At 72.0% G+C, this 23,888-nt stretch carries 24 protein-coding genes; 17 read left to right on the top strand and 7 right to left on the bottom strand.

Annotated elements, in window-relative coordinates; genetic code table 11:
- Positions 1 to 80: 80 nt before the first annotated feature.
- The 6 genes from dapE (at position 81) to AB3X52_RS08085 (ending at position 4,595) form a co-directional block, all read left to right on the top strand.
- Complete coding sequence (gene dapE, locus AB3X52_RS08110) at positions 81 to 1,160, top strand: succinyl-diaminopimelate desuccinylase (protein ID WP_367993098.1); 1,080 nt, start codon at positions 81 to 83, stop codon at positions 1,158 to 1,160.
- A complete protein-coding gene (locus AB3X52_RS08105) occupies positions 1,157 to 1,879 on the top strand; it encodes an LOG family protein (RefSeq protein WP_367993097.1) in 723 nt (240 codons plus the stop codon). The genes dapE and AB3X52_RS08105 overlap by 4 nt, the downstream gene beginning before the upstream one ends.
- Complete coding sequence (locus AB3X52_RS08100) at positions 1,876 to 2,226, top strand: DivIVA domain-containing protein (protein ID WP_367993095.1); 351 nt, start codon at positions 1,876 to 1,878, stop codon at positions 2,224 to 2,226. Before AB3X52_RS08105 ends, AB3X52_RS08100 begins: the two co-directional genes overlap by 4 nt.
- Before the next feature lie 15 nt (positions 2,227 to 2,241).
- On the top strand, positions 2,242 to 2,673 hold the full coding sequence (locus AB3X52_RS08095; protein ID WP_367993093.1) for a hypothetical protein: 432 nt from the start codon (positions 2,242 to 2,244) through the stop codon (positions 2,671 to 2,673).
- Positions 2,674 to 2,889: 216 nt separating this feature from the next.
- Positions 2,890 to 3,057, top strand: coding sequence for a DUF3117 domain-containing protein (locus AB3X52_RS08090; protein ID WP_082574674.1), 168 nt, complete (start codon positions 2,890 to 2,892; stop codon positions 3,055 to 3,057).
- Positions 3,058 to 3,071: 14 nt separating this feature from the next.
- A complete protein-coding gene (locus tag AB3X52_RS08085; protein WP_367993091.1) occupies positions 3,072 to 4,595 on the top strand; it encodes a leucyl aminopeptidase family protein in 1,524 nt (507 codons plus the stop codon).
- A gap of 85 nt (positions 4,596 to 4,680) precedes the next feature.
- Here AB3X52_RS08085 and AB3X52_RS08080 read toward each other — a convergent pair whose 3' ends face one another.
- Complete coding sequence (locus AB3X52_RS08080) at positions 4,681 to 5,331, bottom strand: O-methyltransferase (protein WP_367993089.1); 651 nt, start codon at positions 5,329 to 5,331, stop codon at positions 4,681 to 4,683.
- A gap of 184 nt (positions 5,332 to 5,515) precedes the next feature.
- Here AB3X52_RS08080 and sigE point away from each other — a divergent pair, with 184 nt between their 5' ends.
- From sigE to AB3X52_RS08065, 3 genes are all read left to right on the top strand, one after another.
- Entirely contained in the window at positions 5,516 to 6,118 is a 603-nt protein-coding gene (gene sigE / locus AB3X52_RS08075) for an RNA polymerase sigma factor SigE (RefSeq protein ID WP_367993087.1), read from the top strand.
- Positions 6,115 to 6,576, top strand: a complete 462-nt coding sequence (locus AB3X52_RS08070; RefSeq protein ID WP_367993085.1) for an anti-sigma factor family protein — start codon at positions 6,115 to 6,117, stop codon at positions 6,574 to 6,576. Before sigE ends, AB3X52_RS08070 begins: the two co-directional genes overlap by 4 nt.
- An 86-nt stretch (positions 6,577 to 6,662) precedes the next feature.
- Positions 6,663 to 8,003 carry a S1C family serine protease gene (locus AB3X52_RS08065; protein ID WP_367993084.1) on the top strand — a complete coding sequence of 447 codons (1,341 nt, stop codon included), beginning with the start codon at positions 6,663 to 6,665 and terminating at the stop codon, positions 8,001 to 8,003.
- Positions 8,004 to 8,019: 16 nt separating this feature from the next.
- On the opposite strand, the gene AB3X52_RS08060 is transcribed toward AB3X52_RS08065, so the two are convergent.
- Positions 8,020 to 8,262, bottom strand: a complete 243-nt coding sequence (locus AB3X52_RS08060; RefSeq protein WP_367993082.1) for a helix-turn-helix domain-containing protein — start codon at positions 8,260 to 8,262, stop codon at positions 8,020 to 8,022.
- A 100-nt stretch (positions 8,263 to 8,362) separates the two neighbouring features.
- Here AB3X52_RS08060 and AB3X52_RS08055 point away from each other — a divergent pair, with 100 nt between their 5' ends.
- On the top strand, positions 8,363 to 9,019 hold the full coding sequence (locus AB3X52_RS08055) for a hypothetical protein (RefSeq protein WP_367993080.1): 657 nt from the start codon (positions 8,363 to 8,365) through the stop codon (positions 9,017 to 9,019).
- An 8-nt stretch (positions 9,020 to 9,027) separates the two neighbouring features.
- Positions 9,028 to 10,254, top strand: a complete 1,227-nt coding sequence (locus AB3X52_RS08050; protein WP_367993078.1) for a CpaE/TadZ family protein — start codon at positions 9,028 to 9,030, stop codon at positions 10,252 to 10,254.
- A 24-nt stretch (positions 10,255 to 10,278) separates the two neighbouring features.
- Here the strand turns inward: AB3X52_RS08050 and AB3X52_RS08045 are convergent, their stop codons facing one another.
- Both AB3X52_RS08045 and AB3X52_RS08040 read right to left on the bottom strand, forming a co-directional pair.
- Positions 10,279 to 11,667: a hypothetical protein gene (locus AB3X52_RS08045; protein ID WP_367993076.1), complete on the bottom strand. Its 1,389-nt coding sequence runs from the start codon at positions 11,665 to 11,667 to the stop codon at positions 10,279 to 10,281.
- On the bottom strand, positions 11,664 to 12,050 hold the full coding sequence (locus tag AB3X52_RS08040) for a hypothetical protein (RefSeq protein ID WP_367993074.1): 387 nt from the start codon (positions 12,048 to 12,050) through the stop codon (positions 11,664 to 11,666). The genes AB3X52_RS08045 and AB3X52_RS08040 overlap by 4 nt, the downstream gene beginning before the upstream one ends.
- A 99-nt stretch (positions 12,051 to 12,149) precedes the next feature.
- Here AB3X52_RS08040 and AB3X52_RS08035 point away from each other — a divergent pair, with 99 nt between their 5' ends.
- The 3 genes from AB3X52_RS08035 to pruA are packed head-to-tail and all read left to right on the top strand — an operon-like array spanning position 12,150 to position 15,573.
- The gene (locus tag AB3X52_RS08035) at positions 12,150 to 13,583 is read left to right on the top strand and encodes a WS/DGAT/MGAT family O-acyltransferase (protein ID WP_367993073.1); all 1,434 of its coding nucleotides are present in this window, start codon (positions 12,150 to 12,152) and stop codon (positions 13,581 to 13,583) included.
- Positions 13,580 to 13,909 (top strand): DUF6912 family protein, encoded by a 330-nt coding sequence (locus AB3X52_RS08030; RefSeq protein WP_367993071.1) that lies wholly within the window; start codon positions 13,580 to 13,582, stop codon positions 13,907 to 13,909. The genes AB3X52_RS08035 and AB3X52_RS08030 overlap by 4 nt, the downstream gene beginning before the upstream one ends.
- Positions 13,910 to 13,944: 35 nt before the next feature.
- The gene (gene pruA / locus AB3X52_RS08025; RefSeq protein WP_367993069.1) at positions 13,945 to 15,573 is read left to right on the top strand and encodes an L-glutamate gamma-semialdehyde dehydrogenase; all 1,629 of its coding nucleotides are present in this window, start codon (positions 13,945 to 13,947) and stop codon (positions 15,571 to 15,573) included.
- A 6-nt stretch (positions 15,574 to 15,579) separates the two neighbouring features.
- Here the strand turns inward: pruA and AB3X52_RS08020 are convergent, their stop codons facing one another.
- Positions 15,580 to 16,059 carry a DUF2505 domain-containing protein gene (locus tag AB3X52_RS08020; RefSeq protein ID WP_367993068.1) on the bottom strand — a complete coding sequence of 160 codons (480 nt, stop codon included), beginning with the start codon at positions 16,057 to 16,059 and terminating at the stop codon, positions 15,580 to 15,582.
- An 11-nt stretch (positions 16,060 to 16,070) separates the two neighbouring features.
- Positions 16,071 to 16,556, bottom strand: a complete 486-nt coding sequence (locus AB3X52_RS08015; protein WP_367993066.1) for a DUF2505 domain-containing protein — start codon at positions 16,554 to 16,556, stop codon at positions 16,071 to 16,073.
- Between the two features lie 161 nt (positions 16,557 to 16,717).
- Here AB3X52_RS08015 and AB3X52_RS08010 point away from each other — a divergent pair, with 161 nt between their 5' ends.
- From AB3X52_RS08010 to AB3X52_RS08000, 3 genes are read left to right on the top strand one after another with little or no spacing between them, the layout of a single operon-like run.
- Positions 16,718 to 21,535: an NAD-glutamate dehydrogenase gene (locus tag AB3X52_RS08010; protein WP_367993064.1), complete on the top strand. Its 4,818-nt coding sequence runs from the start codon at positions 16,718 to 16,720 to the stop codon at positions 21,533 to 21,535.
- Positions 21,532 to 21,963 carry a cupin domain-containing protein gene (locus AB3X52_RS08005; RefSeq protein WP_367993062.1) on the top strand — a complete coding sequence of 144 codons (432 nt, stop codon included), beginning with the start codon at positions 21,532 to 21,534 and terminating at the stop codon, positions 21,961 to 21,963. The genes AB3X52_RS08010 and AB3X52_RS08005 overlap by 4 nt, the downstream gene beginning before the upstream one ends.
- A 10-nt stretch (positions 21,964 to 21,973) precedes the next feature.
- Complete coding sequence (locus AB3X52_RS08000; protein WP_367993060.1) at positions 21,974 to 22,795, top strand: LURP-one-related family protein; 822 nt, start codon at positions 21,974 to 21,976, stop codon at positions 22,793 to 22,795.
- Positions 22,796 to 22,936: 141 nt separating this feature from the next.
- On the opposite strand, the gene ku is transcribed toward AB3X52_RS08000, so the two are convergent.
- A complete protein-coding gene (gene ku, locus AB3X52_RS07995) occupies positions 22,937 to 23,881 on the bottom strand; it encodes a non-homologous end joining protein Ku (RefSeq protein WP_367993058.1) in 945 nt (314 codons plus the stop codon).
- Positions 23,882 to 23,888: the final 7 nt, after the last annotated feature.

Here is a 23,888-nt window from a genome sequence, read left to right as displayed (position 1 = left end):
GACCGGTGTTGTGAGTGCCAGCGCGGCCTATCGACCACGTTGGCACTCACAACCTCGAGGGCGGCTGGTTCACTAGTCCCGTGACCGAGAACCAGCCCCACCTCGACCTGACCACGGACGTGGTGACCCTGACCCAACAGCTGGTCGACATCGAGTCGGTGAGCCGCGATGAGAAGGCGATCGCCGACGCGGTGGAGGCGGCGCTGTCGGCCTACGACCACCTCACGCTCACCCGCCGGGGCAACACCCTGGTGGCCCGCACCGAGCTCGGCCGGCCCGAGCGGGTCGTGATCGCGGGCCACCTCGACACGGTGCCGCTCAACGACAACCTGCCGTGCCGCAACGACGGGACCTACCTCCACGGCCTCGGCACCTGTGACATGAAGGGTGGCGACGCCGTGATCCTGAAGCTCGCTGCCGAGCTGCGGGCGCCGAACCGCGACGTCACCTACGTGCTCTACGAGGCCGAGGAGATCGAGGCGGTCCACAACGGCCTCGGCAAGCTCGCCGCGAGCGACCCGGAGCTGCTCGCCGCGGACTTCGCGATCCTGATGGAGCCGTCCAACGCCGGCGTCGAGGCCGGCTGTCAGGGGACCCTGCGGGTCGAGGTCCGGACCAGCGGCGAGCGCGCCCACAGCGCCCGCAGTTGGATGGGCAGCAACGCGATCCACCGGGCCGGCGAGGTGCTCCGCCGTCTGGAGGCGTACGACGCCCGCCGCCCGGTCATCGACGGGCTGGAATACCACGAGGGGCTCAACGCGGTCTTCGTCTCGGGCGGAGTCGCCGGCAACGTCGTGCCGGACGAGTGCGTCGTGACCGTCAACTACCGGTTCGCACCCGACCGTTCCGAGGCCGAGGCCGAGGCGTTCGTGCGGGAGTTCTTCGGCGGCTATGACGTGACGGTCGTCGACAGCGCCCCCGGCGCGCTGCCGGGCCTCAACCGCGCGGCCGCGAAGGAGTTCCTCGGGGTCGTGGGCGGTGCGCCGAGCCCGAAGTTCGGGTGGACGGACGTGGCACGCTTCACGGTCCTCGGGGTGCCGGCGGTCAACTTCGGCCCAGGCGACCCGCTGCTCGCCCACAAGCAGGACGAACGGGTGCCGATCGCTGACATCGAGCGCTGCGAGCGCGTGCTGCGCACGTGGCTGGGAGGAGAAGCATGACCCGTCGTTCCGGCGCCGGTCCACGCCCCACGCAGGGACGACCGGCCGGCAGCACCCCCGACCAGCGGCTGCTCGACTCGCGCGGGGAGAGCGACTGGGTCCACACCGACCCCTGGCGCGTCCTGAAGATCCAGGCCGAGTTCGTCGAGGGCTTCAACGACCTGGCCGAGGTGGGTCCCGCGATCGCGGTCTTCGGGTCGGCGCGCACCCCGCCCGACCACCCGATGTATGCCCTGAGCGAGAAGGTCGGCTCCGCCCTCGCGGACGCCGGGTTCGCGGTCATCACCGGCGGCGGCCCGGGAGCGATGGAGGCCGCCAACAAGGGTGCTCGCGACGCCGGTGGCCAGAGCATCGGCCTCGGCATCGAGCTGCCCTTCGAGGACCAGCTCAACGACTACGTGACCTTCGGGCTCAACTTCCGCTACTTCTTCGTCCGCAAGACGATGTTCGTGAAGTACTCCCAGGGCTACATCGTCATGCCGGGCGGGCTCGGCACCCTGGACGAGCTCTTCGAGGCGATGACGCTGGTCCAGACCCAGAAGATCACGCAGTTCCCGATCGTCCTCATGGGCGTCGAGCACTGGAGCGGCCTCATCGACTGGCTGCGCGACTCCGTCGTCGCCGACCGCCGGATGGGTGACACCGACCTCGACATGCTCACCCTGACCGACGACGTCGAGGAAGCGGTCGCGCTCATGGTGAAGGCTCGGGACCAGTGATCTGGCTCTTCGCCGTCCTCATCGTCCTCGCGCTCGGGGGCGTGGCGCTCGTGGCGGCCGGAGTGGGTGCGCCGATGGCGGAGGAGTACGGCGACCGCCCCGACGCGCTCGTCCCGGCGGACCGCCCCCTCGGGGCGGCCGACCTGCGCCGGGTGCGCTTCTCGGTGACGCTCCGGGGCTATCGGATGAGCGAGGTCGACGCGCTGCTCGCCCGGCTCGCGGCGGAGGCCGAGGACCGCCACGGAGCCCCGGTCGGGGCGCGGGCGGAGACGGAGACCGTTGCCTCACCGGAGCCTTCCACGAAGCGGCAGATCCGGGAGCCCGATTCGGGCACACCGCGCGACTAGGCCAGAATGCCCGCCGTGGCGATCAAGGAGCTGCTGGTCTACGTGCTCACCGCGCTGGCGGCGCTCGTCGTGCTGCTCACCCGGCTGAGGCTGGGCCGAGGCGCCTCCGGTCGGGTCGCGACCGGCGGCCTCATGCTCGCGGTCCACACCATCGCCGGTGTGGTCGGTCTGGTGATCTGGGTGATCTTCCTGGTCGCGCCGACCCGCTCGGCCAACGGCGGGGAGTGGGCGGACCTGCTCGGCATCCTCGGGCTGCTGTGCCTCTGGCTGGTCGTCGTCGCCGGCATGTTCATCCTGGTGCGCTGGCTGCCGAGCCGGGGGCGTCACTCCGGACACGCCGCTGCCGACCGCTGGTCGCGGGGCCCGTGGTTGTCGATCGTCGCCCACGTGGGCATGCTCGTCGGGGTCGGCTACCTCACCTGGGCCTATGCGGTGTCCGTCGTCTGACCACCTGCATGGATGCTGCCGCACGCGTCGGGCGGGCGGCGCTGCGACCGTGGACGCGCCTTTCCTCCGCCTGACGGCACGTGCGTGGTGGCGATAGGGGATAATGGCAGATGCCCAGTGTGCGACCCGGGTCACTTCCTCGGGAGTCGGCCCGTCGCGCCACGACGCCAGACACACGGCCGGTGACCCGGCCAGACCCACGGAATGAGGTGCCGCATGGCGGCGATGAAGCCCCGGACGGGAGACGGTCCGCTCGAGGTGACCAAGGAGGGGCGCGGCATTGTGATGCGCGTGCCGCTCGAGGGCGGTGGCCGCCTGGTCGTCGAGCTCAACGCCGAGGAGGCCGGTGCCCTCGGTGACGCCCTCAAGGACGTCGTCGGCTGATCGACGACCATCCCATGCCCACGGCCCTGACGCTCCCGTCCCAGGTCACGCCGCCGCGGTTCGTGCTCAGTGAGCTCGGACCCGAGGAGGTCGACGCCGAGGTCGTCGCGCTCCCGGTGCTGCCCGCCGACGAGACCGGCTCACTGGTCCTCGGCCCCGGTGCCACGGTGCTCGCCGAGACCCACGACCTGCTCGGCATCCTCGAGGTCGAGGGGGCCACCGGCAAGGCCGGTGAGGTGATCTCCTATCCCGTCACCGGCGAGGGGCCGCTCCGGCGGATCCTGCTGGTGGGGGTCGGTGCCCAGCGGCGTACGGACTTCCGGCGTGCCGGCGCCGCCCTCGCCCGCGCCGTCCGCGACCGTGAGTCGCTCGCGACCACGATCCCCGCCGTGGAGCCGGACCTGGCGCTCGAGCCGTTCGTCGTCGGTGCCACGCTCGGCTCCTTCGGGTTCCACTGGCGCTCTGCCGGTCCCGAGTGGCGACCGGTCGCTCGGATCACGCTCGCCGAGCTCGGCGACGATCGCGCCGCCGCCCTCGAGCGCGCTCGCGCGATCGCGGAGGCGGGCTGGCGCGCGCGCTTCCTCGCCACCGTGCCGGCCGCGCTGAAGAACCCGGCCTGGCTGGCCGACCAGGCCGTCGCACTGGCCAAGGACGCGGGACTCACCGCCAAGGTCTGGGACGAGAAGGCGCTCGCCAAGGACGGCTTCGGCGGCATCCTGGGGGTCGGGCAGGCCTCCGCGACGCCGCCGCGCCTGATCCGGCTCGACTACAAGCCCGCCAAGAGCGGTCGTCGTACGCCGACCGTCGCCATCATCGGCAAGGGCATCACCTTCGACACCGGCGGTCTCAACCTCAAGCCGGGCGAGGGCATGGCGACGATGAAGCGCGACATGACCGGTGGCGCGGTCGTCATCGCGACGCTCGCCGGGCTCGCCGCGGTGGGCTGCCCGGTCAAGGTGGTCGGTCTCATCGCCGCCGCCGAGAACGCCGTCTCCGGCTCCGCCCTGCGGCCCGGTGACGTCATCACCCACTACGGCGGCCGGACCTCGGAGGTCACCAACACCGACGCCGAGGGTCGGCTCGTGATGGCGGACGCGCTGGCGTACGCCGTCGACGAGGTCGAGCCGGACGTGATCCTCGACGTCGCGACGCTCACCGGTGCGATGAAGGTGGCGCTCGGCCAGCAGCTCGGTGGCTACTTCGCCACCGACGAGGCCCTCGCCCGCCTGCTCGCCGAGGCCGCCGATGTGTCGGGGGAGCTGCTGTGGCGGATGCCGTTGGCCGAGGCCTACGAGGACAAGCTGGCGTCGAAGATCGCCGACGCCGACAACGCCCCCGGCGGCCCGGGAGCGATCACGGCGGCGCTCTTCCTGCGCCACTTCACCGGCGGGCTCCCGTGGGCCCACCTCGACATCGCCTCGATCGGCGACGCGCCGGCCGATCGCGATGAGTGGACGGCCGGGCCGACCGGCTTCGGCGCCCGGCTGCTGCTCACCTGGCTCGGCCAGGACGAGCCGCTCGCCGGCATCGGCGGCTGACCCGAGGCGTCACCGATTCCTCGCGAGAGGTCACTCGTTCGTGAACGGGTGACCTCTCGACGCGAATGACCGACCTCTCGGCGAGTCAGACCTCGGGGGCCCACTCCTTCTTCGCGACCAGGAGGCCGTCGCCGACGGGCAGCAGCAGCGGGACGAGACCGTCGTGGCCTGCGATCGTCCGGCCGAGGTCCCGGATGGTGCTGGTCTCGTCGTCACGCTGCGCCGGGTCGGCGACGCGGTCGTGCCAGAGCGCGTTGTCGAACGCGACGACACCGCCGGGACGCAGCAGCCGCAGCGCCTCGGTGAGGTAGTCGGCGTACTCCGCCTTGTCGCCGTCGACGAAGACCAGGTCGTAGTGGGCATCGGTGAGCCGGGGGAGCACGTCGAGCGCGGCGCCGGCGATCGTGCGGGCGCGCTGGGTCGGGATCCCGGCCTCGGTGTAGCTCTTGCGCGCCAGCCGCTGGTGCTCGGTCTCGATGTCGACGGTGGTGAGTACGCCGTCGGCCCGCATGCCCCGGAGCAGCCAGAGCCCCGACACGCCGGTGCCGGTGCCGATCTCGACGACCGCCCGAGCGTCGAGCAGCGACGCGAGGAACCGCAGAGTCGCCCCGCCGCCGGGGCTGATGGGCACGACGCCGACCTCGTCGGCGCGGGCGCGGGCGGCGGCGAGGACCTCGTCCTCGGCGACGAACTCCTCGGCATAGGTCCAACTGGCAGCGGAGAGCGGGCTGGTCACGCGCCCAACCTATCCCGAGCGGGGCCGCACGCCCGGGAACCCCGCCGGGGACCGGTTCGTTGTCCGTGTGTCCGAGGCATCCGTGGGGGGCATCCGTGGGTTCGTCGGAATGTCACAGGCGGCTCTCAGCCGCCGGGTCTAGCGTGGAGGAGACACAGCGCCGGTGAGGCCGAGAGGAAGCGAGATGAGCACGATGGAGACCCCTGCGACTGCCGAGGGCGGAGCGGCGGGTGTTCCGACGTGGGACGAGATCGTCGAGCAGCACTCCGATCGCGTCTACCGCCTCGCCTACCGCCTGACCGGCAACCGGCCCGACGCCGAGGACCTCACCCAGGAGGTCTTCGTCCGGGTGTTCCGCTCGCTGGACTCCTACAGCCCCGGCACGTTCGAGGGCTGGCTCCACCGGATCACCACGAACCTCTTCCTCGACCAGGCCCGACGCAAGCAGCGGATCCGCTTCGACGCGCTCTCCGACGAGCGCGCCCAGCGCCTCACCAGCAGCGGCCCGACCCCCGACGTGGCCTACACCGACCAGCGCTTCGACGACGACATCGAGCGTGCCCTCTCGACGCTGCCGCCGGACTTCCGGGCCGCGGTCGTGCTGTGTGACGTGGAAGGCCTCTCCTACGACGAGATCGCCCAGATCCTCGGGGCCAAGCTCGGCACCGTCCGCTCCCGGATCCACCGTGGCCGCGCGATGCTACGGGAGGCGCTCGCCCACCGTGCGCCGAAGGGTGGGCGACTGCGCTACTCCGGCCCGAAGGTGCTCTGGGGCGGGGCCCGATGAGCCTGCTCGGCGGCCACCTCGGGGCCCGGGCGAGCGCGCTCCTCGACGGCCAGCTCTCCGAGGAGGACGCGGAGCGCTGCTGGGCCCATGTCGCGGAGTGCGACGCCTGCCACGACCTCGTCCAGCGCGAGGGCTGGCTCAAGAACCGGCTGGCCGGGCTGAGCTGCGACGCCGCGACGACGGCTCCCGAACGGCTCAAGGGCGCCCTGCTCGACGGACCGACCACCGCGGAGCTCCTGCTCGGCCTCGAGCAGACGCGACACACTCATCGCCGAGCGCTCGCGTTCGCCGCCTTCGGCGGCGGCGCCGTCGGCGCCGCGATGGTGGGCCTCCTCGCGGTGGGCGCCGGCCCCGCGGCCGCACCCACCTTCCATCGCCAGGCCTCGGTCACGACGGTCGATCCGGGGTCGACCACGGTGGCGTTCATCCACGTCGCACGCCGCGCCCACGAGCGCTGAGCCGCCGGTCAGTCTGATCCGCGTCGCGAGGCCGGCCTCCGGGACCGACGCCTCGCTCCCGTGATGTGCGCGGGCACAATGGGGGCATGACCGAGCCGTCGTCGCCGGAGGGGCCGACCCCGCCGCCTGCGTGGGTGCCGCCGCCCGCCCCGTCCGCCGCGCCCGCGTCGTGGGGCTCGCCCCCGCCGTCGTACGCCGGTCCGTCCTCCGAGTCCGCGCCGGGCGTCGGCCCCGTGCCGGACCAGCCGAGGGAACACCCGATGGGCGCGGTGCCGGGACCGCCTGGCGAACCGCCGGGCCGGTCGGCGTCCCGTCGCCGGGCCGCTCGTCCTCGTGTGTGGGCGTGGCCGGCGATGGCGCTCCTCGCGCTCGTCCTGGGCCTGGTCGGCGGCTTCGTCGGCTCGGCGCTCCACGACGGGGGCGACGAGGCTCCGGTGGCCGGCACGGGCACAGGTGGCCTCGACCCGGCGAGCATCGAGACGAAGGCGCCGCTCTCCTCCGACCAGGCCAGCGTGGTGAAGGTCGCGGACGCCCTCCTCCCCGTGACGGTGCAGGTGCTGGCGGAGTACCAAGGCGTCAAGGACGGCGCCACGGGCTCCGGCTTCGTCTTCGACAGGCGTGGCCACGTCATCACCAACAACCACGTCGTGGCCGACGCGGCCGGGGACGGCGGACCGATCGAGATCGTCGACCAGGCCGGCAACGAGTACGACGCCACCCTGGTGGGTCGCAGCACGGTCTACGACCTCGCGGTGCTCTCGGTGCCCGGGATCCAGAAGACGCCTCCGGCCGCGCTCGGGAGTGCCGAGCGGCTGCGGGTCGGCGAGACGGTCGTGGCGATCGGCTCGCCGCTCGGCCTGAGCTCGACCGTGACGGCCGGGATCGTGAGCGCCCTGCACCGTCCGGTCTCGACGGGCGACTCGGCCGACCACCTGTCCTACATCAACGCCGTCCAGACCGATGCCGCGATCAACCCCGGCAACTCCGGCGGGCCTCTGGTCAACCTGCGTGGTCAGGTCGTCGGGGTCAACTCGGCGATCGCGACCGCAGGTGGCACCTCCGGCGGCGAGGCGGGATCGATCGGGGTGGGCTTCGCCATCCCGATCGACCAGGTCAAGGTGACGGCCCACCAGATCCTGGACACCGGCCACGCGACGTACCCGGTCGTGGGGGCCGAGGTCGCGACCGGTGGCAACGAGATCGGTGGCGCGCGGATCCGGTCGGTCTCGAAGGGGTCACCCGCCGCGGACGCCGGGCTCCACGCGGGCGACCGCGTGACGGCGGTCAACGGTCAGCGGGTCGCCAGCGGGATCGGGCTCATCGTCGCGATCCGTGCCCACCAGCCGGGGGAGACGGTGAGGTTCACGGTCGTGAACGGAGGCAGCGAGCGGACGGTGAAGGTCACGCTCGGATCGCAGGTGGACTGACGGCGCCTCCAGGTCGTCAGACGTCGGCCTCCGCCTCGGTCTCCACGAACGGGTGGTCGGCGACGAAGGCCTTCGTCTGTGCATACATCTGCTGGATGAAGTCCTCCAGCGCGCTGGACTCGACGCGCCACTGGCCGCGGCCGCCGATCTTGATCGCGGGCAGCTCTCCGCGGCGCACCAGCGCGTAGACCTGGGCGCTCGAGGTGTTGAGCACCTCGGCCACGTCGGCGAGGGTCAGGAAGCGGGGGGCACCGGGCATAGCACCATGATCCCAAACCGACCCGCTTCGCACACGTCCCCCTCGCGGGCCTGTGGACAAGGGGCGTGACAGGAGCGGGCGGGCGCCCGATGATGTCCGCGTGGCAAAGAATCTCGGGACCGCCGCGCCGGCTGCCGCGCCTCCGGCCGTGCGCGCCTCACGCCCTGGCTGGCGCGACCCCCGCTTGTGGACCGGCGTGGCGCTGGTGGCGGTCTGCGTCGTCGCCGGAGCGCGTGTCCTCGGCTCGGCCGACGACACGGTCGAGGTGTGGGCGGTCGCCGAGGACGAGCCGGCGGGTGGGGCGCTTCGCGCCGACGACCTGGTGGTGCGGCACGTGCGCTTCGCCGACGAGGACGACCTCACGAGCTACTACCGCGTCGAGGAGGAGCTGCCCGACGACCTCGCGCTGGTGCGTGCTGTCGGGGCCGGTGAGCTGCTGCCGCGCAGCGCGGTGGGCGACCCCGGGGGGAGTGGACTGCTCCAACTGCCGCTCGCGGTCGACGCCGGTCAGGTGCCTCCCTCAGTGCGGGAGGGCTCGGTGGTCGACGTCTATGTCGGGGGCCGCGGCGCGGGTCGCCATGACGGACCGGTGCTGTCGAAGGTGAGCGTCGTGTCGGTCGTGCTCCCGGAGGAGTCGCTCTCCGGGACCGGTCAGGAGCAGCTTACCGTCTCGGCCGCGGAGCGTGAGGCCCAGGCCTATGTCGACCTCGTGGGCGGGCTCGACGCGCCGACGATCACCGTCGTCCGCCGGTCCTAGGAGGCGTGGTGGCTGTCGTCCTCGTCGTCGCGGCGGGCGCTCCCTGGGAGCCGTCCGTCGTCGCCCTGCTCGAGCAGAGCCCGGCGACCGTCCTGCTCAAGCGTTGTGTCGACGTCGACGAGCTGCTCGCGGCCGCGGCCGCGGGGCAGGCCGACGTCGCACTGGTTGCGGTCGACGCTCCCGGCCTCGACGCACCGGCCGTCGACCAGCTCCGCCACCACGGGCTGCGTGCCGTGGCGGTCGTCCCGGCGGGTGTCGGGGAGGACGCCGCCCGCGCCCGCGCCTCCCGGGTCGGCATCGCGCGTGTCGTCCCCGACGACGACCTCGGCTCGCTCCCCGATGCGCTCGACGCGGCCGACACGCCGCCCGGGCCGGCTGCGGTCCCCGGTGCCGCGGGCACGGTCCCGGCCGGAGGCGCGGCGAGGCCGGCGTGCCTGCCGGACGACCGGCCTCGCGCCGGCCGCGTCGTCGTCGTGTGGGGCCCTGCCGGTGCTCCGGGACGTACGACGGTCGCGGCCGCCGTCGCGGCCGAGCTCGCCCGCCGCCGGCTGACGACGCTCCTCGTCGACGCCGACCCCTACGGCGGCTCCGTGGCACAGCAGCTCGGCATCCTCGACGAGGTCTCCGGGCTGCTCCAGGCCGCCCGGTTCCATGCCGGCGGCGAGCTGGCCGCGCGGGTCGCGACCGCCGTGCGGAGCCTCGGGCCACATCTCGGGGTCGTGACCGGCCTGCCCCGGCCCGACCGCTGGACGGAGGTGCGGACCGGGCTGCTCGAGGAGCTCGCCGACGTCGGCCGGCGGGCGGGTCAGGTGGTCGTGGACGCCGGGTTCAGCCTCGAGGAGGACCCGGCGGTGGCGATGACCGGTCGGGCGGGCCGCAACCAGCTGACCCTCGAGGCCCTCGAGTCCGCCGACGAGGTGGTCGCGGTCGGCACGGCCGACCCGGTCGGTCTGACACGGCTCGCCCGCGGTCTCGTCGACCTGCGCGAGCTGGGCGGTGCCGCGCCCGTCCGCGTCGTGGTCAACCGCATGCGCCCGAGCCTGGGCTGGACCGAGCGGGAGATCGGCGGGATGGTCGCCGGCATCACCCGCCCCGTCGGGCTCCACTTCCTGCCCGACGACCGGACGACTGTCGACAAGGCGCTCGTCGCCGGCCGGACGCTCCTGGAGACGGCGCCCGACGCGCCGCTGCCCCGTGCCGTCGTGCCGCTGGTCGACGCGATCCTCGCCGGCTGACCGCTCCGACGCGGCGGCCCGGGCTCAGGAGGCGAAGAGCAGGTAGAGCCCGCCGATGGTGAAGCCGATCATCGTCACCAGCAGTGGGATCTGACCCGTCACGAGGTGCTTGCGCGGGAGGACCTGGAGCGCCCGGATGTGGGCCGACCAGACGCCGAGCACGTGTCCGATCACGACCGCGATCACCTTGATGTTCGCGAGCAGCGTGGCGTGGTAGGCGAAGAAGTAGTTCACCTGGAGGCCGCTGGTGCCGAACCAGTCGCTGCCGTCGCTCAACGGGTCGGACGCTTGGCGCAGGGTCGCTTGGCCGGCCTCCCAGAAGTAGCTGAGGTAGTGGGCGAAGACATAGCCCACGATGATCGGCACGATCGACGGCGCAAGATGGGCGGGCAGCTGCCGGCGGCGCACGTGGTCGACACCGGTCAGCATGGTGCCGACGCAGTAGAAGACCGCCACCGCGAGCGGGAACGCCACGACGGCGACGTTGTCGAGCACGTAGGGCATATGCGCGTGAGTGCTGATGAAGGGGCCGTCCTGCTTCAGCTTGATCCACGGCGTCGAGTCCCGGAACGAGTCGAAGACGATCGTCCCGAACAGCACGCAGACCACGGCCACCAGCCCCGGCATGGGCCGGAGCGTGTCGAGGTTGCCGAGCGGCGTACGGACGACGAGACGGCCCTCGTCGTCACGGCCCCACACCGAGAGCTTGGCGACCAGGCTGGAGTAGACCTCGAAGGGGTCGCAGCGTTCGTAGAAGCGCGAGCCGTAGAGCTGGCCGCCGACGAGCATCACGGCGACGTAGATCGCACACCACAGCCGCACCGGCCCGAGGAAGTTGTTGTTGGGGTAGACCAGCTCCATCCACGCGAAGGCCATCAGGCCGACGACGGCGGGCCAGCAGCCGAGCCGCTCGGGATAGCGATACATCGGTTCGCCCGAGCCGCCGCGGAGCGCGGTGAGCGCCTCGTTGATGGCCCGGACCGGGGAGATCGCCTTCCACGCCGGCCCGAAGAGCAGGGAGAACGGGACGAGCCCGACCCACCACCAGATGTAGAAGATGCCGAAGAGCGGGTTGTTGGCGGTGTCGCGGCCGATCAGCGCGGTCATCACGCAGTAGGCGAAGATCAGCAGACCGACGGTGCGCAGCGCGACCGACCACGCCGTGGAGGAGACGATCGGGTCGAGGAGGACGACCCAGCGCGGCCGCCACTGCCGCGGCCGAGTCTCGGCGGGCTGCCCCACGGGCTCCTCGGCGGCCTCCGCCTGGTGCAGCCGGGTGGTGAGGATGAGGACGACGAACGAGACGACCAGCGCGAGAACGGCGCCGAGGATGGCCTGCTCGAGCGGGATCGGCAGGTCCTGACGGCCGCCGATGCCGTGGGCACTGACGACCGTGGGAGCGGCGAGGCTCACTTGATCTCGAGGATGCAGATGGTCTTCTCGAGCGCGTGCGACTCGACCTCGATGCGGCCGGGCACGTTGAAGCTGCCGACGCTGATGTGGGTCGTGCCCGCCTTGTACTCGTACTCCTTGGCGGGGTCGGAGTGCACGTGGATCTCGCCGGCCGTGTCGGCGGTGACCTCGAACTCCACCTTCTGGCCCCGGGCCACGGTGATGATGTCGCCACTCGGCGTGACCGAGTCGCCCTTGAAGGTCACGTCGATGACCTTCGGGCCGCTGGCGCCGGACGAAGGGTTGTCGTCGCTGCTGCCGCAGGCGGTCACCAGCCCCACGACACCGAGGAGGGTGGCCACGATCGCGAACGACTTCAGGCTCGCGCGGACGGAGCGGCGCATCACTGGCCTTTCTACTCGCGGACGGACCCCCACGGCCCGCCGGAACTCTGCCAGAATCCCATGCGAACCAAAGAGGCTCCTGAGAGGAGTGAGGCGAGCGTGAGCGACCGGCTCGGCCCCCGTGACCTCGCCCTGCTGACCCGGGAGACCGGCACGGCGCCGCGGCACAACGTGACCGTCGACATCCTCGACCCGGGGGAGAGCGGCTTCGACTACGACGCGTTCCTCGACCTCGTCGCCGACCGGCTCTCGTTCGTGCCGCGCTATCGCCAGCGGGTGCAGGTCGTGCCGGGGCGGCTGGCCAACCCGGTGTGGGTCGATGACGACCGCTTCGACTTGGAGTACCACGTACGCCGCTCGGCGGTGCCGCGCCCCGGCGGGCTCGACCAGCTGCGCGACCTGGTCGCCCGGATCGTCTCGCGGCCGCTGGACCGGAGCCGCCCACTGTGGGAGATGTATGTCGTGGAGGGCCTCGCCGACGGCCGCGTCGCGGTGCTCTCCAAGGCCCACCAGGCGCTCGTCGACGGGGTGGACACGGTCGATCTCGGCCAGCTGTTGCTCGACGTCAACCCGAGCTCGGCCACCCTCGGCGTCGATGACTGGCGACCGCGCCGCGCCACCCGCCCGGGGCTGATCCTGGGCGCGGTCCGCGACACCCTCACCGGGGTCGACACGATCGCCCAGACGGTGCGCGGCGTCGGCGGGTCGCTCGCCGGCCGGGTGGCCGGACCCGGTGCCTTCGGGGCGTTGCTGCAGGCCGTCCTGCCCCGGCGACCGGAGCGGGCGACGCCCCTGACCGGCCGGCTCTCCCAGCAGCGCCGGGTGGTCGCGCTCGAGACGGCGCTCGACGACTACCGCCGTATCCGTGGCGCCCACGGCGGCACGGTCAACGACGTCATCCTCGCCGTCGTCACCGGCGGGCTCCGCGGCTGGCTGATGACCCGCGCGGAGTCGCTGGGCGGGCTGCGCCAGATCGCGGCGGTCGTGCCCGTCAGCGTCATCGACGAGGACCTCGAGGCCACGGCGATGGGGACCCAGATCGCGCCGCACTTCGTCGAGCTTCCGGTCGGTGAGGGGAGTCCGGTGGTCAGGCTCCACCAGGTCTCCTACTCGTTCGAGAAGCACAGGGAGACCGGCCGGGCGGTGGCCGCCGACCGGCTCGCCGGCATCACCGGCTTCGCCCCCGTCACCTTCCACGCGATGGGCTCGCGGGTCGCCGCGGAGGCCTCGGGCGACGTCCTGCTCTCGGTCTGCAACGTGCCGGGTCCGCAGACACCCAGGTACGCCGCCGGCGCGCGGCTCGTGGCGAGCTACCCCTTCCACCCGCTCGAGCCCGGGCACGCGCTCGCGATCGGCGTGACGTCGTACGACAAGAAGGTCTGCTTCGGGATCACGGCCGACCGCGACCTCGTGCCCGACGCCGACGTGATCGGGCAGTGCCTGCGTGAGGCGCTCGACGAGCTCCTCGACACCACCCATGCCCGTCATCGGGCACCACGCGGACGGAGCCGGAAGGGGCAGCCGACGACATGAGGATCTACGTCCCCGCCACGGTTCACCTGCTCGGGGAGTGGTACGCCGCCGGCGCGGTCGCCTCCACCGAGGAGGGCTTCGTCCCGCCGGACGACAGCGAGGAGGGCGAGTACGCCGCCCTCATGTCGGCCGCCGACGCCTCGGCCGCGCTGCTGCGCGGGCCGGGCCGCCGGATCGTGGTCGTGGTCGACACCGCGACCGAGGATCGGGTGCCGCTGCGTGACGTGGTCGCGGTCCACGCCGACGTCGAGGACCGGCCGGTCGACGCCGACCCCGACGAGGACCTCGGCTGGTTCGCGGTGCAGGAGATCCCCGATCTGCTCTGACCCGGTCGCGTCGCGGGCGGGGTTACGGTGGCGGCATGGATGCAGTGACCGCCCCTCCGGCTCCCACCAACGAGCCGAACCTGACCTACGCGCCCGGCACCCCGGAACGCGATGCCCTGGCCGCGCAGATCGCCTCCCTCTCCTCCGAGCAGCGTGCGCTGGACGCCTATGTGGGTGGCCAGTGGGTGAGCGGCGGTGGTGAGGAGATCGCCGTCGTGCAGCCGCACGAGCACGCGCACGTGCTGGGCGTGCTGCGCAACAGCACGCAGGCGGATGCGCAGAAGGCGATCGAGGCGGCCGCCGAGGCGGCGGCGGGGTGGCGGGCGTTGTCGTTCGACGAGCGGGCGGCGGTGTTCCTCCGGGCGGCGGACCTGGCGTCGGGGCCGTGGCGGCAGCGGCTCAACGCCGCCACCGTCCTCGGCCAGGGCAAGACCGCCTTCCAGGCGGAGATCGACTCCGCGTGCGAGCTGATCGACTTCTGGCGGTTCAACGTGCACTACGCGGCGGGCATCCTGGCCGAGCAGCCGATCCGGAACAGCCCGGGGGTGTGGAACCGGCTCGATCACCGGCCGCTGGAGGGCTTCGTCTATGCGGTCACGCCGTTCAACTTCACCGCGATCGCCGGCAACCTGCCCACCGCACCCGCGCTGATGGGCAACACCGTGATCTGGAAGCCGTCGCCGACCCAGCAACTGGCTGCCAGCGTGACGATGGAGCTGCTGGTGGAGGCGGGGCTGCCGGCGGGTGTGATCAACATGCTGCCCGGCACGGGAGTGGAGGTCTCCGAGGTCGCCCTGGCGCATCCGGATCTGGCCGGGATCCACTTCACCGGTTCGACGGCGACGTTCCAGAGGCTGTGGGGCCAGGTGGGGGCCAATCTCGCGGGATATCGCTCCTACCCGCGGATCGTGGGAGAGACCGGCGGCAAGGACTTCGTGATCGCCCATCCCTCGGCCGACGTGGACGTGCTGCGCACGGCGTTGATCCGCGGTGCGTTTGAATACTCCGGGCAGAAGTGCTCGGCGGCCTCGCGGGCCTATGTCCCGCGGTCGGTGTGGACCCGGCTCAGGGACTCGCTGCTGGGCGAGACCGAGGCGCTGAAGATGGGGGACCCACGAGACTTCTCCACCTTCCTCGGCGCGGTGATCGACGACCGGGCGTTCGCCAAGCACACCGCCGCCCTCGCCCGTGCCACGGCGACGGCCGGGCTCGAGATCGCGGTCGGCGGCACCGCCGACGACTCGGTCGGCTACTTCGTCCAGCCGACCATCATCCTCGGTGAGGACCCAGGTGACGAGGTCTTCACGACCGAGTACTTCGGCCCCATCCTGGCGGTGCACGTCTACGAGGACGGTGACTTCGAGACGGTGGTCAAGCAGGCCGAGTCGGCGGCGCCGTACGCCTTGACCGGCTCGATCATCGCCCGGGACCGAGCGGCGATCGAGTGGGCCGGCGAGGCGCTGCGCTACGCCGCCGGGAACTTCTATGTCAACGACAAGCCGACCGGTGCGGTGGTCGGTCAGCAGCCGTTCGGCGGGGCCAGGGCCTCGGGGACCAACGACAAGGCCGGTGCGCCGCAGAACCTGATGCGGTGGACCAGCACCCGGGCGATCAAGGAGAGCTTCGTGCCGCCGACCGACCATCGCTATCCGTCGATGGGCTGACCCGGCTCAGCGCTCGGCGAGATAGGCGAGGCCGACCTCGTGCTCGCTGCGGTAGGCCTTCGCCATCAGGTCCTTGACCAGGGACTCGAGGCGTCCCCCGACGAGCGGGATCGGCACCTTGATGGAGAGCCGCACGGTCTGGGTCGTCCGCCCCGCCGTCTCGGTCAGCGCGGTGTTGCCGCGGATGGAGGCGAGGTCGCCGGTGGTGGTGATGTCGAGGACGGCGGCGGTCTCCGAGGACCACACCTCGCGCTGCTCGACGGTCACCTCGGTGGAGACGAAGCGCCTCGCGACGGCGGGTACGCCGGCGGTCGGCTGCGTCCGCACGATGACGACCTCGACCGGCGTACCGCCGATGGCGACCGAGCGCCGCGACGCGCCCTGGGCGTCGCAGACGCGTTCGCGGAACGCGGGATCGGTCAGCATGGCGGCGACGGTCGCGAGCGAGGCGTCGTAGGTCAGGTCGACGGTCAGCGTCGTGGGCATCGTCGCCTCCGTCAGCGCTCGCCGAGCCAGGCGACGCCGACCTGGTGCTCCTTCGTGAGCGCCTTCTCGAAGATGCCGAGGATGAGGTCCTCGAGCTTGCCCGCGACGAGCGGGACGCGGACGGTGGCGGTGAGCGCGATGGTCTCGACCGTCCTCGTCCCGGTGCCGTCGGGGTCGGTGAGCCGCGCGGTGCCGGAGAGCTCGCCCGGCTTGCCGGGCAGGGCGACGGTGATGTCGCCGCTGGTGAAGTCGTCGGACCAGGTCTCGTCCTGGTGGACCTCGATGCTCTCGCCGACGAGCTTCGTCGCGAAGCTCGGCACGCCCTCGACCTTCTGCGTGTAGACGATCGCGACCCTCCGGCCGTCGACCGTGACGCTCCGGCTCAGGGCGTGCTGGGCGTCGCACACGCGCTCCCGAAAGGCCGGGTCGGCGATCATCTTCGCCACGTCGGCGACGGGGGCGTCGTAGGTCAGGTCGATCGACAGCTGCTTGCTCATGGCGGACATCATGCCGAAACACGCGTTCACAGACGATGGCCCGCGATCGTGTCCCACGACACGCCGTGGCGCCGTACGATCGCGCTTTCCTGGGGATGCCATCGGCAGATCCTTGGCCGAACACCTCGTCCCGAGCGCCGGGAGGGTCTAGCGTCGAGGGGGTGTCGACGTCTGACCCGAAGCGGTCGCCGAAGTCCGTGCTGATCGAGTCCGCGCTCGCCGAGGCGCCGCCCGACAGCCCGGTCGCGGCGCTCCTCTCGGCCTACGTCCGACATGTCGCCGCGGAGGACCTCGAGAGCCGCTCGCCGCAGGACGTGGCCGGCGCGCTCGCCTCGCATCACGAGCTCGCGGGCACCCGCCCGCAGGGAACGGCGCGGGTGCGGGTCCTGACCCCCACGACCAGTGCAGGGGGCTGGTCGGCGGGGGGCCGCAGCGTCGTCGAGATCGTCGTCGACGACATGCCCTACCTCGTCGACTCGGTGACCATGGAGCTCGCCCGGGAGCGGCGCGACGTCCACCTCGTCATCCACCCGGTCTTCGACGTCGTCCGCAACGTGACCGGCGTGCTCGAGCAGGTCACCCCGGTCGAGGACGCGGCGAACGAGCCGCCGGCCGGCGCCGTACGCGAATCGTGGATGCACGTCGAGGTCGACCGCGTGCCCCAGGAGCAGGAGGCCCAGGTCGTCGCCGACCTCCAGCGTGTCCTGCAGGACGTGCGCGAGGCGGTCGAGGACGCGGCCAAGCTGCGGCAGCGGATCACCGACATCGCCGCCGAGCTGCGGCGTACGCCGCCGGCCGGGATCGACCCCGGCGAGGCCGAGGAGGCCTCGGCGCTGCTGGCCTGGCTCGCCGACGATCACTTCACCTTCCTCGGCTACCGCGAGTACCGCCTCGAGGCGGGCCCTGGGGCGGCCGAGGGTGAGCCGGCGTACCTGCGCGGGATCCCCGGCACGGGCCTCGGGATCCTGCGGGCCGATCCGGACCTGTCCGCGGAGAAGGGCCGGATGCCCGAGGCGGTCCGCGCGAAGGCCCGGGAACGGACGGTGCTGGTCCTCGCGAAGGCGAACTCGCGGGCCACGGTCTCGCAGCCCGCCTACCTCGATCACGTCGGCGTCAAGGTCTTCGACGAGCAGGGCGCGGTGGTCGGGGAGCGCCGCTTCCTCGGACTGCTCACGACCCGCGCCTCGCGCGAGTCGGTGACCCGCATCCCGGTGCTGCGCCGCAAGGTCGCCAAGGTGCTGCGCGAGGGCGGCTTCGACCCGCGCAGCTACGGTGGCCGCGAGCTCCTCGAGATCCTCGAGAGCTATCCGCGCGACGAGCTGCTCCACACGCCCGCCGACGAGCTCGCCGAGATGGTCGAGACGGCCACGGGTGCGCGCGAGCGCCGGACCCTGCGGATCTTCGTCCGGCCCGACACCTACGGCCGCTACGTCTCGGTCCTGGTCTCCCTGCCGCGCGACCGCTACTCCACGACCGTCCGGGAGCGCTTCTCGCAGATCCTCACCGAGGAGCTCGGCGGGACCGACATCGAGTTCACCGTCCGCATCGGGGAGACCACCAACGCGCGTGTCCACTTCGTCGTCCACGTCCCGCCCGGCAGCCTCGACGGCGGTCTCGACGTCGGCGCCCTCGAGCGTCGGCTCCAGGCGGCCACGCGCAGCTGGCGCGACGATCTGGCCGGTGCCGTGCTCGCGGCGTACGACGAGACCGGGTCGGCCCGCCTCGCGCGCTTCCTCGACGCCTTCCCGGAGGCCTACAAGGAGGACTTCCCCGCCAGCGTGGGGGCGACCGACCTGGCGCGTCTGGAACAGCTCGGTGCGAGCGGGGTCGACTTCGCGATCTATGAGCCGGCGGGCGCGCCGGCCGACGAGGTCCGGCTGAAGGTCTATCGGGTGGGCGGGCGGATCTCGCTCAGCCACGTCCTGCCGATGCTCACCTCGCTCGGCGTGGAGGTCACCGACGAGCGGCCCTACGAGCTCGACGGTCTCGACCAGCCGACCCTCGTCTACGACTTCGGGTTGCGCTATCGCGCGACTGGCGAAGGGAGCGGACACTTCCCGCAGGCGGCGCAGGCCCAGCTCTGCGAGGCTCTCGCCGCGCTGTGGGCCGGGCGCAGCGAGGTGGACGGCTTCAACGCGCTCGTGCTCGCCGCCGGTCTCGACCACCGGCAGGTGACCGTGCTGCGCGCCTATGCGAAGTACCTCCGCCAGGGCGGCACGCCGTTCGCCCAGAGCACCATCGAGGCCGCCCTGCGGAGCAACGTCGCCATCACGCGCCTGCTCGTCGAGCTCTTCGAGGAGCGGTTCGACCCGGAGGGGACCGGTGGGCGCCAGGAGGCGCTCGCGGAGGAGATCGCGACCGCACTCGACCAGGTCGACAGCCTCGACCAGGACCGCATCCTGCGCAGCTATCTCGCCCACATCCGCGCCACGCTGCGGACCAACCACTGGCAGAGGCGCGACGGCGTGCCCAAGGACTACCTCGCACTCAAGTTGGAGCCGACGCTCCTGCCCGACCTGCCGCAGCCGCGGCCGGCGTACGAGATCTTCGTCTACTCGCCCGCGGTCGAGGGCGTGCACCTGCGCTTCGGCGCGGTCGCGCGCGGCGGGCTGCGCTGGTCGGACCGGCGCGACGACTTCCGTACCGAGATCCTCGGCCTGGTCAAGGCGCAGATGGTCAAGAACACCGTCATCGTGCCGGTCGGCGCGAAGGGCGGCTTCGTGCCGAAGCGACTGCCCGACCCCTCCGTGGACCGGGAGGGCTGGCTGCGGGAGGGCCAGGCGGCGTACGTCACCTTCATCTCCGGCCTGCTCGACCTGACCGACAACCTGGTCGACGGCAAGACCATCCCGCCGGCCGACGTCGTGCGCCACGACGGTGACGACTCCTACCTCGTCGTCGCCGCCGACAAGGGCACGGCGACCTTCTCCGACCTGGCCAACTCGGTCGCCCGCTCCTACGGCTTCTGGCTGGGCGACGCCTTCGCGTCCGGCGGCTCGGCGGGCTATGACCACAAGGCGATGGGCATCACCGCGCGCGGTGCCTGGGTCTCCGTCCAGCGGCACTTCCGGGAGCTCGGGCTCGACGTGCAGCGCGAGGACTTCACCGTCGTCGGGATCGGCGACATGTCCGGCGACGTCTTCGGCAATGGGATGCTGCTCTCCGAGCACATCCGCCTCGTCGCCGCCTTCGACCACCGCGACGTCTTCGTCGACCCCGACCCCGACGCCGCGGCGTCGTACGCCGAACGGCGACGGCTCTTCGACCTGCCCCGCTCGAGCTGGCGCGACTACGACCGCAGCCTGATCTCCGAGGGCGGCGGCGTGTGGTCGCGGCAGCTGAAGGCGGTGCCGGTCAGCGAGCCGATGCGGCGCGCGCTGGGCCTGCCCGCCGAGGTCACGACGCTCACGCCGACGGAGCTGATCAGCGCGATCCTGCGGGCGCCGGTCGACCTGCTCTGGAACGGCGGCATCGGCACCTACGTCAAGGCGTCGCACGAGCCGCACGCGGCCGCCGGGGACAAGACCAACGACGCCGTCCGCGTCGACGGGCGGGACGTTCGTGCGCGGGTCGTGGGGGAGGGCGGCAACCTCGGGCTCACCCAGGCCGGCCGGGTCGAGTACGCCATCGGGGGCCACGGTGGCGCCGGCGGGCGGATCAACACCGACGCCATCGACAACTCCGCGGGCGTGGACACCTCCGACCATGAGGTGAACCTGAAGATCCTGCTCGACCGCCGGGTCACCGCCGGTGACCTCTCCGGCGAGGAGCGCAACGAGCTGCTCGAGGAGATGACCGACGAGGTCGCCGATCTCGTGCTGCACGACAACGAGGAGCAGAACCTCGCGCTCGCGAACGCCGCCGCCCATGCACACTCGCTGCTCCACGTCCACGAGGACTGGATGCACCAGCTCGAGAGTCGGGGTGTCCTCGATCGGGCGGTGGAGGGGCTGCCCTCGACGGCAGAGGTACGCCGCCGGCTGGACGCCGGGGGAGCGCTGACCGCACCCGAGCACGCCGTGCTGATGAGCTGGACCAAGATCGAGCTCGCCCGCGAGCTGATCGGGACGGATCTGCCCGACGACCCCTACGTCGCCGCGCGGCTGGCCGGCTACTTCCCCACGCTCGTGCGGGAGCGCTTCACCGAGGCGATCGAGGCCCATCCGCTGCGTCGCGAGATCGTCGTGACCCAGGTCGTCAATGACGTCGTCAATCACGCCGGCAAGACGTTCTGGCCGCGGCTCGCCGCCGAGACCGGTGCGAGCGCCGCCGAGCTGGTCCGGGCCTCCTTCGTCGCCGCCGACCTGTATGACGCCGCCGCGCTCCACGACGAGATCCGCGCCCTCGACCACCGCGTCGACGCCGCGGTCCAGACCCGGATGCGCGTCGACGTCCGCACCCTCGTCGAGCGGGTGACCCGCTGGCTGGTCGCCCACGGCCCCACCGACGGCTGGGGCGGTGCCGAGGCGGTGGCGCGCTTCCGGGCGCCGCTCCACGGCGTCCTCGAGCGGTTGCCGTCGCTCCTCGGCGGCGCCGAGCTGGCGGCGTACGACGGACGGCGCGAGCGCCTCGTCGAGGCCGGTGTCCCCGAAGGGCTTGCGGCCCGGATCGCGACCCTGCCGGCGGCGTACGCCTTGGTCGGGGTGGTCGACGTCGCGCTGCGCGAGGGGCTGGAGCCGGTCGAGGTGACCGCCGCCCACCTGGCGCTCGGCGAGCGGCTCGGGCTGCCCACCGTCCTGGCCCGGATCATCGCGCTGCCGCGCGACGACGTCTGGGAGTCGATGGCGCGCGCCGCGATCCGCGAGGACCTGCACGCCGTCCACCTCGGGCTCACCGCGAAGTCGCTCCACGACCCGACCTGGGCCGACTCCGCCGAGGTCGAGACGGCCGCGGAGACGCTGGGCCGGATCGTCGCCGACGAGAAGGCCGATCTGGCGCGGCTCTCGGTCGGGCTGCGCGTCGTGAGGGGGCTGCTGTGACCGACCCGTACGACGCGTTCCACCGGACCCTCGCCGCGGTCGGGCCCGACGGGCTGACCGGGGACACGGCCCAGAGCGGCGGCATGCGCCGCTTCGAGGCGATCTCCGGCTCATCGGTCGGGTCCCAGGACCTGTGGATGGGGCAGACCCACGTCGCGCCGTCGACCGCGTCGGCGAACCACCACCACGGCCGGTCGGAGACGGGGATCTATGTCGTGAGCGGCCATCCCGAGTTCGTCTTCCTCGACGAAGAGGGCGTGGAGAAGCGGCTGCGGACCGGACCGGGAAGCTATGTCTACGTCCCGCCGTGGGTGCCGCACCGCGAGGAGAACCCCGACCCCGACGAGGAGGCGGTCGTGGTCATCGCGCGCACCACCCAGGAGGCGATCGTCGTCAATCTCGCCGGTCTGGGGCCTGCGCCTGGGTAGGCTCCGCGCCATGACCCACCCCGCGAACTGGTACCCGGACCCGCTCGGCCGTCACGAGCTGCGCTACTACGACGGCAACCAGTGGACCGAGCACGTCTCCTCCCACGGGCGCCAGTCGGTCGACCCGCCGGTGGGGCCTGGCCACGTCCCGGCCGGCGACCGCCGGCTCGACCAGGTGCAGGGCGACGTCGCACGCGCCGGGGTGAAGGCGGGACAGTACGACGGCGGCGGCACCCTCTTCACCGAGCCGGTCCTGGTGGTCAACCAGAAGGCGAAGCTCATCGAGATCAACAACGAGTACGCCGTCATGGACCAGCACGGCCGACAGATCGGCGCCGTCCGCGAGGTCGGCCAGAGCACGCTCAAGAAGGCCGTGCGGCTGCTGTCGAGCTATGACCAGTTCCTGACCCACAAGCTCCAGGTCGTCGACATGAACGGCCAGGTGCTGCTCGCCCTGACCCGGCCGGCGAAGTTCCTCAAGAGCCGCATCATCGTCCAGGACGGCCACGGCGCCGAGATCGGTCAGATCGTCCAGCAGAACGTCATCGGCAAGATCCGGTTCGGGCTCGAGGCCGGTGGCCGCACGTACGGCGCCATCAACGCGGAGAACTGGCGGGCCTGGAACTTCAACATCCAGGACCACACCGGGACGGAGGTCGCCCGCATCACCAAGACCTGGGAGGGCCTGGCGCGAGCGATGTTCACCACCGCCGACAACTACGTCGTCCAGATCCACCGGCCGCTCGAGGAGCCGCTGCGTTCGCTCGTCGTCGCCGCGGCGGTCGCGGTCGACACGGCGCTCAAGCAGGACTCCGGCGGCGGCTTCAACTGAGCCGCCACGTGTCGCCGGCGGGCTGGGACTGGCGACCGAAGTGTCACGGTGATAGCTCGCGCCGACGGTGACACTTCGGAAGTGTCGCCGACGGGCCGAAGTGTCACCGTGACACTTTGCCTTGGCCGGGGCATCGAGCCCTCAGCTGGCCTTCTTGGCAGCCGTCTTCTTGGTCGTGCTCTTCTTGGCGGCGGTCTTGGAGGACGACTTCTTCGTCGGGGTCTTCTTGGCGGTGGACGTGGTCCGCTTGGCAGCCGACTTCTTCGCGCTGCTCTTCTTCGCGGGCTCCTCGGCCGGTGTCGGGACGTCCTCGCCGCGGCCCTTCTTCGCCGCGGCGACCGAGCGCTGCAGCGCGGCGAGGAGGTCGACGACCTCGCCGGAGGACTTCCTGGAGGTGGGCTGGCGCTCGACCTCGCCGCCCTCGATCTTGGACTTCACCAGGGCCTCGACGGCCTCGGCGTAGTCGTCCTCGAAGTCGCTGGGCTCGAAGTCGCCGGCCAGCGTCTCGACGAGCATCCGCGCCATCTTGACCTCGGCGTCCTTGACCTCGCCGGTCTCGACGTTGAAGTCGGGGGTCCGGATCTCGTCGGGCCACATCATCGTCTGCAGGACGATGACGTCGTCGCGGACGCGGAGGACGGCGACGGTGGTGCGCTGCCGCAGCGCGACCGTCACCACCGCCATCCGGTCGGCCTCGAGCAGGGCCTGTCGCAGGAGGGCGTAGGGCTTCGCGCCGCTGGACTCCGGCTCGAGGTAGTAGGACCGCTCGAAGAGCATGGGGTCGATCTGGTCGCTCGGCACGAACTTCTCGACGGCGATCTCCCGCGAGGACGTCGTCGGGAGGTTGGCCAGGTCGTCATCGGTGAGGACGACCATCTCCCCGTCCTCGGTCTCGTAGCCCTTCGCGATCTCGGAGTAGGGGACCTCCTCGCCGTCGATCGAGCAGACCCGCTGGTAGCGGATGCGTCCGCCGTCCGTCCGATGGACCTGGCGGAACGAGACGTCGTGCGACTCGGTCGCGGCGTACAGCTTCACCGGCACGCTGACCAGCCCGAACGACACCGCGCCCTTCCAGATCGCTCTCATGCCGTCG

Source organism: Nocardioides eburneus (assembly GCF_040838215.1).
Lineage (GTDB): Bacteria > Actinomycetota > Actinomycetes > Propionibacteriales > Nocardioidaceae > Nocardioides > Nocardioides eburneus.
The sequence above is the reverse complement of the archived record's forward strand: the minus strand, read 5'-3'. Positions and strand labels throughout refer to the sequence as shown.